Origin of the sequence: Heyndrickxia sp. FSL W8-0423, from assembly GCF_038009395.1 — a bacterium.
GTDB lineage: Bacteria > Bacillota > Bacilli > Bacillales > Bacillaceae_C > Heyndrickxia > Heyndrickxia sporothermodurans.
The window spans coordinates 1,893,916-1,906,830 of sequence record NZ_JBBPBE010000001.1 but is presented as its reverse complement, the minus strand read 5'-3'; the positions used below and the strand labels follow the sequence as shown (position 1 = coordinate 1,906,830).

Annotated in this window: 14 protein-coding genes; 5 read left to right on the top strand and 9 right to left on the bottom strand. The window is 38.0% G+C overall.

All coding sequences use genetic code 11. From position 1 onward, the window contains the following. Positions 1–248: 248 nt before the first annotated feature. From MKY81_RS09595 to thrB, 3 genes are read left to right on the top strand one after another with little or no spacing between them, the layout of a single operon-like run. Entirely contained in the window at positions 249–1,541 is a 1,293-nt protein-coding gene (locus tag MKY81_RS09595; RefSeq protein ID WP_341117640.1) for a homoserine dehydrogenase, read from the top strand. A 1-nt stretch (position 1,542) separates the two neighbouring features. Beyond that, complete coding sequence (gene thrC / locus MKY81_RS09590) at positions 1,543–2,601, top strand: threonine synthase (protein WP_066226390.1); 1,059 nt, start codon at positions 1,543–1,545, stop codon at positions 2,599–2,601. Beyond that, positions 2,598–3,506, top strand: a complete 909-nt coding sequence (thrB, locus tag MKY81_RS09585; RefSeq protein ID WP_341117638.1) for a homoserine kinase — start codon at positions 2,598–2,600, stop codon at positions 3,504–3,506. The genes thrC and thrB overlap by 4 nt, the downstream gene beginning before the upstream one ends. 245 nt (positions 3,507–3,751) lie before the next feature. Here thrB and MKY81_RS09580 read toward each other — a convergent pair whose 3' ends face one another. From MKY81_RS09580 to MKY81_RS09570, 3 genes are all read right to left on the bottom strand, one after another. Further along, complete coding sequence (locus MKY81_RS09580; RefSeq protein ID WP_181294630.1) at positions 3,752–3,922, bottom strand: hypothetical protein; 171 nt, start codon at positions 3,920–3,922, stop codon at positions 3,752–3,754. A 202-nt stretch (positions 3,923–4,124) separates the two neighbouring features. After that, a complete protein-coding gene (locus MKY81_RS09575; RefSeq protein WP_108071232.1) occupies positions 4,125–5,555 on the bottom strand; it encodes an aldehyde dehydrogenase family protein in 1,431 nt (476 codons plus the stop codon). 22 nt (positions 5,556–5,577) lie between these two features. Next, positions 5,578–5,781 carry a thiamine pyrophosphate-dependent enzyme gene (locus MKY81_RS09570; protein WP_084347369.1) on the bottom strand — a complete coding sequence of 68 codons (204 nt, stop codon included), beginning with the start codon at positions 5,779–5,781 and terminating at the stop codon, positions 5,578–5,580. Between the two features lie 225 nt (positions 5,782–6,006). Here MKY81_RS09570 and MKY81_RS09565 point away from each other — a divergent pair, with 225 nt between their 5' ends. Further along, positions 6,007–7,611, top strand: a complete 1,605-nt coding sequence (locus MKY81_RS09565; protein WP_066226372.1) for an FMN-binding glutamate synthase family protein — start codon at positions 6,007–6,009, stop codon at positions 7,609–7,611. A gap of 24 nt (positions 7,612–7,635) precedes the next feature. On the opposite strand, the gene MKY81_RS09560 is transcribed toward MKY81_RS09565, so the two are convergent. The 3 genes from MKY81_RS09560 to MKY81_RS09550 all read right to left on the bottom strand — a co-directional run bounded on the left by MKY81_RS09560 (position 7,636) and on the right by MKY81_RS09550 (position 9,639). Beyond that, on the bottom strand, positions 7,636–7,845 hold the full coding sequence (locus MKY81_RS09560; RefSeq protein ID WP_328018595.1) for a hypothetical protein: 210 nt from the start codon (positions 7,843–7,845) through the stop codon (positions 7,636–7,638). Between the two features lie 148 nt (positions 7,846–7,993). Next, on the bottom strand, positions 7,994–8,413 hold the full coding sequence (locus MKY81_RS09555; RefSeq protein ID WP_108071229.1) for a universal stress protein: 420 nt from the start codon (positions 8,411–8,413) through the stop codon (positions 7,994–7,996). 35 nt (positions 8,414–8,448) lie between these two features. Further along, positions 8,449–9,639 (bottom strand): MFS transporter, encoded by a 1,191-nt coding sequence (locus MKY81_RS09550; RefSeq protein ID WP_341117636.1) that lies wholly within the window; start codon positions 9,637–9,639, stop codon positions 8,449–8,451. 259 nt (positions 9,640–9,898) lie between these two features. On the opposite strand from MKY81_RS09550, the gene MKY81_RS09545 reads away from it, so the two are divergent. Beyond that, positions 9,899–10,333, top strand: coding sequence for a MerR family transcriptional regulator (locus MKY81_RS09545; RefSeq protein WP_108071227.1), 435 nt, complete (start codon positions 9,899–9,901; stop codon positions 10,331–10,333). A gap of 27 nt (positions 10,334–10,360) precedes the next feature. On the opposite strand, the gene MKY81_RS09540 is transcribed toward MKY81_RS09545, so the two are convergent. The 3 genes from MKY81_RS09540 to MKY81_RS09530 are packed head-to-tail and all read right to left on the bottom strand — an operon-like array spanning position 10,361 to position 12,785. Continuing rightward, complete coding sequence (locus MKY81_RS09540; protein ID WP_066226365.1) at positions 10,361–10,513, bottom strand: FeoB-associated Cys-rich membrane protein; 153 nt, start codon at positions 10,511–10,513, stop codon at positions 10,361–10,363. A gap of 26 nt (positions 10,514–10,539) precedes the next feature. Then, entirely contained in the window at positions 10,540–12,540 is a 2,001-nt protein-coding gene (gene feoB, locus MKY81_RS09535) for a ferrous iron transport protein B (protein ID WP_341117635.1), read from the bottom strand. Beyond that, positions 12,537–12,785, bottom strand: coding sequence for a FeoA family protein (locus MKY81_RS09530; RefSeq protein ID WP_235993000.1), 249 nt, complete (start codon positions 12,783–12,785; stop codon positions 12,537–12,539). The genes feoB and MKY81_RS09530 overlap by 4 nt, the downstream gene beginning before the upstream one ends. Positions 12,786–12,915 lie beyond the last annotated feature (130 nt).

The window sequence follows — 12,915 nt, the reverse complement described above, 5'->3', positions numbered from 1 at the left end:
ATTTTTTGACTATTTTGATTAAACTGTTAATTAGTAAACGCTTACATTACTTTCGTTATCGTATTTCTTCTAAAAAAATTTTTTATAAAAGTTTTGACTTTTTTACTAATATTCATTTTTTTCATAATAAAAAGGGAAATTTCTATAAATAGGGTTGTTATTTGCTTTCATTTCGGATTATAATGTCCGTTATAGGTAGACAGTTGTATTTCTGAAAAAGATGAATTTACAAGAATGGAGTGAAAGCTTTGAAGAAAATTTCAGTAGGATTATTAGGATTTGGAACTGTAGGAACCGGTGTTGTTCATTTACTAACGAATGACCAACAAAGATTGGTTCAACAAACAGGCTCGCAAATTCAAATTAGTAAAATTCTTGTAAAAGATCGAGAAAAATCGCGAAAGATGGATCAATATGATCATCTTCTAACATTGAATCCTAGTGATGTCATCGATAATCCCGAGATTGATATTATTATTGAAGTGATGGGTGGAATTGATGAAACAAGAAAATATATTCATAGAGCATTAAAAAATAAAAAACATGTCATTACAGCAAATAAAGATTTAATGGCCCTTTACGGTACAGAATTATTGCAGGCTGCAGCAGATGAAGGCTGTGATTTATACTATGAAGCCAGCGTTGGAGGCGGCATACCAATTCTACGAGGCTTAACGGACGGCCTAGCAGCTGATCGGATTAAAAAATTGATTGGAATCGTTAATGGAACGACAAATTATATTTTGAGTAAAATGAGTCACCAATCAGTTAGTTACGAAAAGGTTCTTCAAGAAGCGCAATCACTTGGATTTGCTGAAGCTGACCCTACTTCAGACGTAGAGGGTTTAGATGCCGCGAGAAAGATGGTTATCTTAAGTCATTTAGCCTATTCGATTCCAGTCACATTAGAGGATGTAAAAGTTGAAGGAATCACCCGTGTGGCTGAAGAAGATATTCAATATAGTAAAAAACTTGGCTATGCTATTAAGCTAGTAGGAATAGCAGAGGTGGAGGATGACGAAATTGATATCCGTGTCGGACCAACCCTTCTCCCATTTAACCACCCGCTTGCATCCGTTGATAATGAATTTAACGCGATTTATGTGTATGGCCACTCTGTCGGTGAAACGATGTTCTATGGTCCCGGTGCCGGAGAGCTTCCAACCGCAATTGCTGTCGTATCCGATTTAATAACAGTGGTCAAAAATATGGCCTACGGAATAAACGGTAAACATATATTTCTACCTCTCCAAGAGAAAAAATGCAAATCAAGTGAAACGGTAGAAAGTCAATATTTCCTCCGCCTTCATGTGAAAGATCAGCCTGGCGCATTGTCAAAGGTAACCGGATTATTTAATGATCAAGGCATGAGTTTACAAAAAATCATTCAAGAACCTTTATTATCAGGAAACTTGGCCGAAGTAGCCATCATTACACATACAACAGAGCAACAACGTTTTGAACAAATCTATCAGCTTTTAAAAGACTTAGAGGATGTTATCGATGTTAAAAGCTACTATCGCGTAGAAGGGATGAAATAATATGTATTGGCAAGGATTGATAAAACAATATGAGGAATATTTACCAATAAACGAACATACTCCGGCACTTAGTTTGATGGAAGGAAACACACCTTTAATCCCTTTAACGAAACTATCGGAAAAGTGGCAGTCAGAAATATACGTTAAATACGAGGGAGCAAACCCGACTGGCAGTTTTAAAGATCGAGGCATGGTACTGGCAGTAGCCAAAGCAAAAGAAAACGGCAGTCGCGGGGTAATATGCGCATCAACCGGTAATACAGCCGCTGCAGCTGCTGCCTACAGCACCCGGGCAGGGCTCGATTGTTTAATTGTTATTCCAAAAGGCAAAATTGCATTAGGTAAGCTAGCTCAAGCCATCATGTATGGTGCTAAAATATATGAAATCGAAGGAAATTTTGATCAAGCCCTTGAAATGGTTATACATACGGCTAAACATTCTGAGTACACACTTGTCAATTCTGTTAATCCTTATCGTTTAGAAGGACAAAAAACAGCTGCCTTTGAAATTTGTGAACAATTAGATGGAGCTCCCGATATTTTATCCATACCTGTCGGAAATGCCGGCAATATTTCCGCCTATTGGAAAGGCTTTAAAGAATTCCATCAGAAAAAGGGATATTCACTGCCGAAAATGCACGGGTTTGAGGCTGAGGGTTCTGCTGCAATAGCGAAAAATCAAGTCATTGAATTCCCGGAAACGATTGCCACTGCCATTCGAATTGGGAATCCTGCAAGTTGGAAGCTAGCAGTTGAAGCAGCAGATGAATCAAATGGAAAAATTGATTTTGTCACGGATGAAGAGATTTTGGAAACCTATCGGGAACTTGCTGGTTTGGAAGGCATTTTTGCAGAGCCGGCTTCATGTGCATCTATTGCCGGAATTAAGAAACAAATTCAGACTGGGGAAATTAAAAAAGGAAGCAAGATTGTCGCTGTACTAACTGGTAATGGGTTGAAAGATCCCGCCACAGCGATGGATCAATTAAATTTACAGCCGATCACTTTACAGGCAAATAAAGATGAACTACTACACAATCTTAAGCAGGTGGCACAATGAAACATTTTCAATTTACCTTAAAAGTTCCAGGAAGTACGTCAAATCTTGGACCCGGATTTGATTCAATCGGTTTAGCTATTAATCGCTTTTTAACAATTCATGTTGAATCAGCTGACAGGTGGGATATCCATTTTACGAATAACGAAATTGTGCTGCCTGATGTAAAAGAAAATTTGTTTTATCGTGCAGCATATCGTGTAAGTGAGTTATATAAAAAACAACTGCCCCCTTTAAAGATTGTCATGGATAGTGAAATCCCACTTGCTCGCGGGCTTGGAAGCAGTGCAGCAGCAATTGTTGGGGGTATTGAAACCGCAAATTTAGTTCTTGAGCTTAACTTGCCCCTTAAAGAAAAAGGTTATATCGCAAGCAGTTTTGAAGGACATCCGGATAATGCTACTGCTTCATTATTAGGAGGACTAACGATCTCTACACATACGGATGAATCAACAGAAACGATTGTATGCGCGGCACCAAATATTGATATTGTTGCAATGATTCCATCATTTGAATTACAAACAAAAAAAGCAAGAGCCGTTTTACCAGATCAATTGTCGTATAAACAGGCAGTTGAAGCGAGCAGTATAAGCAATGTATTAGTTGCAGCAATTTTTCAAAATAATTGGGTTTTAGCTGGAAAAATGATGGAGAAGGATTTATTCCATCATCCTTATCGAAAACAATTAGTGCCTGACCTTGTTAAAATTACTGAATTAGGTCATGAATTGGGTGCATATGGAACCATTCTAAGCGGGGCTGGGCCGACCATTATATCCTTTGTACCTAAGAATAAAGGGGAAAGTATCGGTCAGCTGTATACACAACAATTTACAAACTATCAATACGAAGTATTACAGCCTGTTTCACATGGTGTCATAAAAAAATTCTTCACGACAACGAAATGAAGCTTTTACGGCATTAATTATTAGAAAAGCGCAAGCGCCTTGGTCAGCCCCGACAGCAAATGTTCTTCGAAAAAAAAGTCCGCTCTTTGACTTTTATTGCCGAAGGTTATTTGACCTCGAGGGGCTAGGCGCTGGAGCTGGACATTGCAGGATACTTTGTAAGACTGATGACATAAAAAGTTTATAATTTCTTTTCTTTCGGAAAAAAAAACTCCCAAACTATAGGGAGGTTTCATATGTAATGACTAAGAAATCGACTTTTCTATCGCACTATCCCAATCAGGAAAGTAATACAGTGCATTTCTCATCAATTCGGGATGAGACTTTTTAATACTTTTTTTATTTAACTTCATACCACCCGTATGCAACTGGCGGATTTCATCCAAAACCTGCTCAACACTCATATCCACTTCCATCCCACACACCTCCCTCCCGCACATACTATCTACATAATTACCCAAATAAACAAAAAACATACAAAACGGTGTCAGGCACCGAAAATGGACATCTGTACGCACATAAAAGACAATTGTTCGTGAATTGCATGGTGCTTGGGTTTTCGGGAATAAAAAAAGGGCAACGGCAGTTAGTCTGACACGTCACCCATTTTATTTATTCTTAATCACCAATTTTAAAGCTAATAAATTTTTGTTCCATCATTTCTTCCATGGCATATCTTATTCCTTCTCGACCGACGCCGCTATCTTTCCAACCGCCATATGGCATATTATCGATTCGATAGGTCGGAATATCATTGACGATTACCCCACCAGTTTCAAGACGTTCTGCCGCATAAAATGCTCGTTCAAGACTTGGTGTCATAATGCCTGAATTTAGTCCGTAACGGGAATCATTTGCATCATTAATTGCATCATCTAACGTATCGAATGGGAAAATACAAACAACCGGGCCAAATATTTCATAACGAAATACTTTTGAATCTCGATTTACATTCGTTAATACAGTTGGCAATAATGCGTTTCCTTCTGTTTTCCCGCCACATTCAATTGTGGCTCCCTCTTGTACAGCTTCCGCTATCCAGCTTTGAATACGATCCAATGATTTTTTCGAAATAACTGCTGTGATGTTTGTATCTTCATCAAGGGGAGAGCCGACCACAAGCTGTTTTGTCCGACTAACAAATTTCTCGACAAACTTCTGATAAAGCGATTGATGAACATAAATCCGTTGAATGGAAATGCACACTTGCCCATTAAACGAAAATGACCCCATCACACTTCTTTCGATTACCTGATCGATGTCCACACCTTCATCAATAATAAAAGGTGAGTTCGATCCTAGTTCGAGGGTAAGCTTGCGAAAACCGGCTTGCTGCTGAATAATATGTCCAACTTCCACACTTCCTGTAAAAGTAACTTTTTTCACATGCGGATGGGTAGTGAGCACCTCACTAAGAACATCCCCTTTTCCAGGAATAATATTTAAAACACCATCAGGTAATCCAGCTTCTTTAAAAATTTCCGCCAACACAAGTGCGCTTAACGGAGTTTGTTCAGCAGGCTTTAACACGATCGAGTTTCCTGCGGCTATTGCGGGTCCTACCTTATGTGCAACTAAATTAAATGGAAAATTAAAAGGCGTAATCGCCGTTACTACACCAATCGGAGTTTTTATCGTAAAACCAAATCGTTTTTCTCCACCTTCTGCTGCATCCATCGGAATCTGTTCACCATAATTACTTTTTGCCGCTTCTGCTGCAAAACGATACGTTTGGACCGTACGACTTATTTCCTCTCTCGCATTTCTTATTGATTTTGCCGCTTCTAATGCAATAATTTTAGCTAATTCCTCACTTCGTTCTTCCATAATTGTTGCCACTTTAGCTAAAATTTTTGCTCTTGCATGAGCAGGATACCCCCTAAACTTTTGAAACGCGGCATGTGCTTCAACAACTGCCTCCACAGCATCAGCAGGTTCCGCTTGTCCTATTTGAGCGATTTCTTCATTTGTATGTGGATTATACAACGCTTCATACTCTTTTGGTTCGCGCCATTTCCCACCGATCCATAACTGCCATTTTTTCTTCATCTTTATTCCCTCCAAGCATTACTTATAATTTACAAATATAATCACCCAATGATTTCGATAGCTTTACATTTTCCGAATAGTCCACATCGACATCGATTAAAACAATATCTTCCTCTTTCATTGCTTCTTCAAGAGCAGGTAATAATTCGTCTGAATGAGTGATCTTTATTCCCTTTACCCCAAAACTTCTCGCAAATTCCAAAAAGTCAGGATTCGTAAATGGAATGCCATTATTCCAATGCTAGTTCAACAAAGTCATACCCTAACTATAATGATAACTCTGCCAAGTCGAATTCACAAAAAATATAGCCTACTGCCTGCATTCCCTATGCTTTTTGGATAGCTTTCCAATTTCCATAGGAGTTTATGTGAAGGAAATATTAAGTATAAATAAATTTAGGTTCGATTAAATTATACTCATATAATATTTCTTTTATCAGGAGGATTATGGATGAAGCTTGCAGATATATTAATTATTATCGGATTTTTTGTAGTTGCCGTTATTGTCATTGCGATTGTCATATTTCTTATCTATTTATTAATTTTTGATCGCAATCAGAAGAGTCATTCTATTTTACGAAATTATCCTGCACTCGGTCGTATTCGCTATTTCTTTGAAAAAATTGGCCCTGAAATGCGGCAATATTGGTTTAACAGCGATACTGAAGGTAAGCCGTTTTCAAGAGATGATTATGAGCATATCGTCAAAGGTGCGAAGTATAAACGTGATGTTGTCGGATTTGGTTCAAGACGTGATTTCGATGAGGAAGGTTTTTACGTACGCAACGATATGTTTCCGAAATTAACCGAAGAAATCAAAATGGATGACGAAGCAAAAGTTTTTACAAAAAGATATTTATTGTTGAAGGATCCACTTTTTTCACAAAGAGAGGAAAAATGGGAAGATGATGAGTCACCAGCCTATTTACTCCATGATGATGATGCAGTTGTCATTGGTCCCAATACAAAATATCCTTTTGTATTAAAAGGTTTGATCGGGATGTCTGCCATGAGTTACGGTGCCTTGGGGAAAAATGCAATCACCGCATTATCAAAAGGATTAGGAATGGCAAAAGGAACGTGGATGAATACCGGCGAAGGTGGTTTATCTCCATATCATCTTGAAGGTGATGTCGATATCATCATGCAAATCGGTCCCGGTTTATTTGGTATCAGAGATAAAAATGGCGATGTCGACTGGGAAGAGTTAAAAAGGAAAAGTGAAATACCCCAAATAAAAGCATTTGAATTAAAACTAGCCCAAGGTGCCAAAACTCGTGGTGGGCATATAGATGGTGAAAAGGTGAATCCGGAAATTGCGGAAATCCGGAAAGTTGAACCGTATAAATCGGTCGATAGTCCAAACCGATTTCATCAATTCAGTGATGTACCGTCAATGTGTGATTTTATCGAAAAAATTCGAAATGAAACGGGAAAACCCGTTGGGATGAAGATTGTTGTCGGTGGAAATGATAGTGTCGAAGAATTAGCAAAATATATGAAAGAAACGGGAAAAGGTCCCGATTTCATTACCGTTGATGGTGGTGAAGGTGGAACGGGTGCTTCCTATCAAGAGTTAATTGATAGTGTAGGCCTACCAATCAAATCGGCACTTCCCATACTTGTTTCAACGCTACAAAAATACGGAGTACGTGATCGTGTAAAAATTATTGCATCCGGGAAATTATTTACCCCGGATCGAATCGCAATTGCACTAGCAATGGGAGCGGACTTAGTTAATATTGCGCGGGGGTTTATGATTACCGTCGGATGTATCCAAACGTTGAAATGTCACTCCAATGCCTGTCCAGTTGGCGTCGCAACAACCGATCCCGATCTTCAAAAAGCACTTGTTATTGACGAAAAGAAATACCGAGTTGTCAATTTCCTTGTGACATTAAGAAAAGGGTTATTCCGAATATCAGCTGCTGCAGGTATTGACTCACCCGTTCATTTTGCACCAAAACATGTGATGTATAAAGATGATAAAGGTGTTGTCTATTCTTTAGAAAGTATCCTTCAAGATATCCAGAAACAAATCGGTGACGTGAGCTAATCCTTTTTGATAATAACAATCATCTTATTTTCGTCCAATTCGAGAAGGAAAGTCGGTTAAATTCGTACTTACGTGCACGTATCCGTCAGATGCATGCAGGAAACTCGGTTTTTTCTTTGCTCTCGTGCTCGTATCCATCGGATGCGTGAAGGTAAGGCATCTTTTTCCGAGCTCTCGTGCATGAATCCATCGGATACGTGCAGGTAAGGTATCTCTTTCCGTGTTCTCGTGCATGAATCCGCAAGATACATGAAGGTATGGCGGTTAAATCCTTGCTTATGTGCACGAAACCGTCCAGTTATTGGATACTTTTGAAAGCTCAAAGTTACAAAAAAAGCCAATGAAGGAATTCTCAAGTTTTCCTCATTGGCTTTTATCTTTTTTATTTTACAATAATTACAGGACAATGTGCAGAGTGTGCAACTTGATGGCTGACACTGCCTAGTAAAGCTTCTTTAATGACGCCTTTACCGGTGTTTCCGATAACGATAACATCATAATTATGCTTTTCTGCATACTTGGTAATGTTAGATGCTGGATCTCCATGTATGATGTGTGTTTCATAAGAGATACCTGATTCAGAAAGAAATTGAACAGCTGGTGCTAATACCTCCTGATCTTCCTCTTTCATTAATTCATCTAAATCGAGATTAAGTATCGGTTCTTGAAGTGGAAGATCTTTATTTATGTGCAGAATGGTTACTTTTTCCGAATTCAGTGATTTGGCAAGTTCTGCAGCATGCTGTAGTGCATGTGCAGAAGGAGCCGATCCGTCGAGTCCAACTAAAATTTTACTATACATTTACATCGTCCTTTCACGAAATATTTGCGAAATCATTAATGTGCTACTCTATCGACATGCGCAAGATGTTTACGGCCAAAGGCAACGACCAACATCGCAATTAAAACAAATATTGCTCCACTATAGAAAGGTATGTGTGGATTAAACGTTTCGGCAAGCTTATTGGCTAACCAAGGTCCAATTGCCCCACCAATAAAACGAACAAAACTGTACGCCGCTGAAGCTGTAGCCCGTTCAACCGGTGCAACTTCCATAACTGCAGTAGTAATTAACGTATTATTTGTTCCAAGGAATAGTCCCGCAATGATGACACAAACGATAACAACTGTACTAGAGTCGGTCCAAATTCCCATTGCTGTTAATGTTAATGCAAATAAAGTTAACATCGCACACATGGATTTAATTGTTCCAAATTTTGCTTGAATTTTTGGTGCAACAAATACAGAAGTAAAAGCAAGACAAAGTCCCCAGCCTAAAAATACAAAACCAAGGCCATGCTCATGTAACCCCATTACAAATGGCGCAAATGCCATAAGTGTAAAGAAACCGATATTATAAAGGAAAGCTGTTAATCCAAGTCTAAATAATCCCGGAAATTTCAATGCTTTCAATGGATCTAGAACAGAACTTTTTGTCTTAGGTTTAGCCACTTTCGGCATTTTCAATAATAATGCTAAAAAGGCGATAATCATTAAAACACTAACACCATAAAATGGTCCGCGCCAAGAGATAGATCCTAATTCTCCGCCAAGTAATGGGCCTACAGAAATCCCAAGCCCAATTGCGGCTTCATATAAAATAATCGCCTTCGCTGTCCCACCAACAGACAATCCAACGATCGCGGATAATGCAGTGGCAATAAATAACGAGTTACCAAGTCCCCAGCCACCACGGAAGCTGACAACTCCCCAAATTCCATTAGATGAACCAGCTAAAGCAGAAAAGATAACAATTAGAAAAATACCAGATAATAGTGTCCACTTAACACCAATGCGGCTAGAAACAACACCGGTAATTAACATTGCGACACCCGTAATCAAATTATAACTAGAAAATAATAATGAAACTTGACTCGGAGTGGCATGCAATTTTTCAGCAATTGCCGGTAAGATTGGATCGACGAGACCCAAGCCCATGAAAGAAATAATTGTTGCAATGAAGATTACCCAAACTACAATCGGTTGTTTTGCCGACTGATTATGGGCTTTCAGTGCTTCTTCTGTCATACCTTAAAACCCCTTTTTAATTTTTTGAAATAAAAAATGAAAACAGAAATGGTAAACAATATTGCTCGCAACCATTCCTTATTTTCACTCAAGAAAGTAAAATATTTGTTCTGATTTACTTAAAAAAGTATACTATATTCTAACGTTGACGTCAACGTTAATTTTCATTCGTACAAAATTAAAACTTATGTTATCTTAGTAATATAGATATACACTACAATATAGTAACTCCATTATCATTAATACGAGGAGAGTTAGTATGGATGGATTAAAAATAGACGAAGTAGCTAAACAAAGCGGCTTAACAAAACGAACAATCCGTTATTATGAACAAATCGGCATTCTCCCATCTCCCCCGCGCAGTGAGGGAGGATTTAGACTATACTCTCAAGAACATGTCGATTTCTTAAAGAAAATCACGAATGCCAAAGAAGTATTAGGATTCACATTACAGGAATTACAAGAATTTATTACCTTAAGCGACATGTTAGAGTTACAAAGAATGGACTATCGCAAAGTAAAAGGAACAAGCCTCCAAAAGGAAAAATTAGAAAAAGTTTATCATACAGTAAATGAACAATTGGAACTTATTGAACAAAAGAAGAAAAATATTTTAAAATTAGAAACAGATTTGGTTTCACTAAGGGATAGAGCGAAGGAAGCATTAATTCGATTTGAAAAAGAAGAAACCTGAACCACTTTTAAGTCCAGGTTTCTTCTTTTATTTTTTTATTGCAGAACTGCAACTTGTTTGGCAGCTATCTTTTATAGAACAATGCGCACAGGCACCTTGTTTACTTTTTTTGAAAAATTTAAAGAGGGTTAATGCGGCATAACCAAATATCAAAGCACCGATAATAATACTAGCAATCATTGAAAGTCACTCCTCTTTCCTTCATTTTACAATCCGAAAATCAGCCTTCCACCTTGATAAATAACAAAGGATAAAGCATACGCTATAACAAGTGAGTACCCAATCCCAAATAATGTCCATTTCCATGACCCTGCTTCATTACGGATAGCAGCTACTGTCGCTACACATGGAATGTATAAAAGGACAAATACGAGAAAGCTATAGGCCGATAATGGTGTAAAGGAATCTGTTAATAACCCCTGCAGTGAAGCCGTATTTGGCGTATGATAAATAATATTCATTGATGAAACGACCACTTCTTTAGCTAAAAATCCCGGGATTAAGGCAGCTCCTGCTTGCCACACACCAAAACCAAGTGGGGCAATTAAGGGGGCTATAGCTTTCCCAATCATGGCTAGGAAACTATTATCCATGTCTACTCCTATCCCGCCAGGACCCATATAGGATAACAACCAAATAACGACAGATCCCCCAAATATAAACGTTCCTGCCTTCCTCACGAACCCCTTACCTTTATCCCATGTACTGCGCCATAAAGTAAGAATTTGCGGTACTCGATATGGCGGAAGCTCAATAACAAAAACCGACGACTCATTCTTCATCAATGTTTTCGAAAATAACTTTGCCAAAAGTAACGCAACGACAACTCCTAATAAATATAATGAAAAAACGACAATTGCTTGATATTTCTCAAAAAAAGCACCAACGAATAAAGCATAAATGGATAAACGTGCCGAACATGACATTAATGGTGTTAGCAAAATCGTTAACAATCTTTCCTTCGGCTGTTCAATTGTTCTTGCAGCCATGACACCTGGTACATTACAACCGAAGCCTATAATCATTGGTATAAATGCCTTACCATTCAAACCTGCTCTCTCCATCATACGATCCATTACGAGGGCGGCACGTGCCATATAGCCTGAATCCTCTAAAAAGGAGATAAATAAGAACAAAATGAAAATTTGTGGGACAAACACTAACACACCGCCGACACCTGCAATAATTCCTTGCAATACCAATGCTTGTATAAACGAACTAGCGTGAACAGCTTGTAATCCAGATTGAATCCAGTCCGTTAATGGCCCCGTAAAAAAGGCATCCAATCCATCTGATAACGGTGTCCCTAACCAATCAAAAGTTATTTTGAACATCAAAAACATAAATGCTAGAAAGATCGGAATTCCCAACCATCGATGGGTAACAATTTTATCAATTTTTTCCGTCCAATTGTTTTTCGATTGCTCTGTTTCCCGACTGCTTTCTTTAATCACTTGGTCAATCCATTGTTTTCTAGAATCAAAGATTAAGCGAGTAATCGTCGTAGATGAAGTGGTTGCTTTTAGTTTTTGCTCAACTTCTTCAATCACTTGTGATATTTGATCATTTTTTATTAAAGACGTTACGTCAGGATTCCCCTCTAATAATTGCAATGCCAACCAACGCTTCGGAAGATCTATTTTTTCATCTTCTAATATTTGAATGATTTTCATTATCCCATTTTCAACAATTTTTCCGTAATATACATAAGGGATTTTCGATGAAGTATTGTCTAAAGCATTTAACTGTACTGCTAGGTCATTACACCCCTTTCCATTTCGTGCCGTAATTGGAACGACAGGTGTACCTAGTTTTTTTGCTAATAATTGACCATCTATTTCTAATCCCCGTCTTTTTGCGACGTCTACCATATTCAAACCGATAACAACTGGTTTTCCAAACTCCAAAATTTGGATTGTTAATTGTAAGTTTCTTTCTAATTGTGATGCATCGACAATATTTATAATGTTTGTAAAAGATTCATTTAAGAAAAACCGGGTTACAACGGACTCATCCTTTGATAAAGGATAAAGCGAGTATACTCCAGGCAGGTCAATTAGTTCCCCTTGAACGTCTTTTAACCTGCCTATCTTCTTTTCAACAGTAACTCCGCTCCAGTTGCCAACGTATTCGTATGAGCCTGTTAAATAATTAAATAATGATGTTTTTCCCGTATTTGGATTTCCTACTAAGGCCGTCTGCATCATTTCTTTTCAACCTTTATTTGTTTGGCATCACAGCGGCGAATTCCTATTAATTGTCCATTACATTCCAACATGCATGGTCCACCAAAAGGCATCCGATGTTTCACTTTAATTGGGCATCCCTCTATGACTCCAATATGTAAGAGACGGTGCTTAACCGTTTTATCTAAATTTGAAACATCTACGATATATCCAGTTTTCCCTTCAACTAAATCTAATAGCATCATGATGTTGTTTACTCCGTTCATAAGAAATGTAATTGATAATGATAAACTTTCTCATTTATAAAATTATTTTATCACGATGTTTTGTGTATGTCTTTAGAAATTTTTTGTCAAAAGTCGTAAAAAAAGAAGAATGGATTCCTTTTCTCCACTC

Bases quoted from the DNA above. Each gene is read 5' to 3' on its own strand.
- MKY81_RS09545 (WP_108071227.1), top strand. From the start codon at position 9,899: ATGGATGGATTAAAAATAGACGAAGTAGCTAAACAAAGCGGCTTAACA.
- thrC (WP_066226390.1), top strand. From the start codon at position 1,543: ATGTATTGGCAAGGATTGATAAAACAATATGAGGAATATTTACCAATA.
- MKY81_RS09560 (WP_328018595.1), bottom strand. From the start codon at position 7,845: ATGCACGAGAACACGGAAAGAGATACCTTACCTGCACGTATCCGATGG.
- MKY81_RS09575 (WP_108071232.1), bottom strand. From the start codon at position 5,555: ATGAAGAAAAAATGGCAGTTATGGATCGGTGGGAAATGGCGCGAACCA.
- MKY81_RS09530 (WP_235993000.1), bottom strand. From the start codon at position 12,785: ATGAACGGAGTAAACAACATCATGATGCTATTAGATTTAGTTGAAGGG.
- MKY81_RS09565 (WP_066226372.1), top strand. From the start codon at position 6,007: ATGAAGCTTGCAGATATATTAATTATTATCGGATTTTTTGTAGTTGCC.
- MKY81_RS09555 (WP_108071229.1), bottom strand. From the start codon at position 8,413: ATGTATAGTAAAATTTTAGTTGGACTCGACGGATCGGCTCCTTCTGCA.
- MKY81_RS09550 (WP_341117636.1), bottom strand. From the start codon at position 9,639: ATGACAGAAGAAGCACTGAAAGCCCATAATCAGTCGGCAAAACAACCG.
- feoB (WP_341117635.1), bottom strand. From the start codon at position 12,540: ATGATGCAGACGGCCTTAGTAGGAAATCCAAATACGGGAAAAACATCA.
- thrB (WP_341117638.1), top strand. From the start codon at position 2,598: ATGAAACATTTTCAATTTACCTTAAAAGTTCCAGGAAGTACGTCAAAT.
- MKY81_RS09540 (WP_066226365.1), bottom strand. From the start codon at position 10,513: ATGATTGCTAGTATTATTATCGGTGCTTTGATATTTGGTTATGCCGCA.
- MKY81_RS09580 (WP_181294630.1), bottom strand. From the start codon at position 3,922: ATGGAAGTGGATATGAGTGTTGAGCAGGTTTTGGATGAAATCCGCCAG.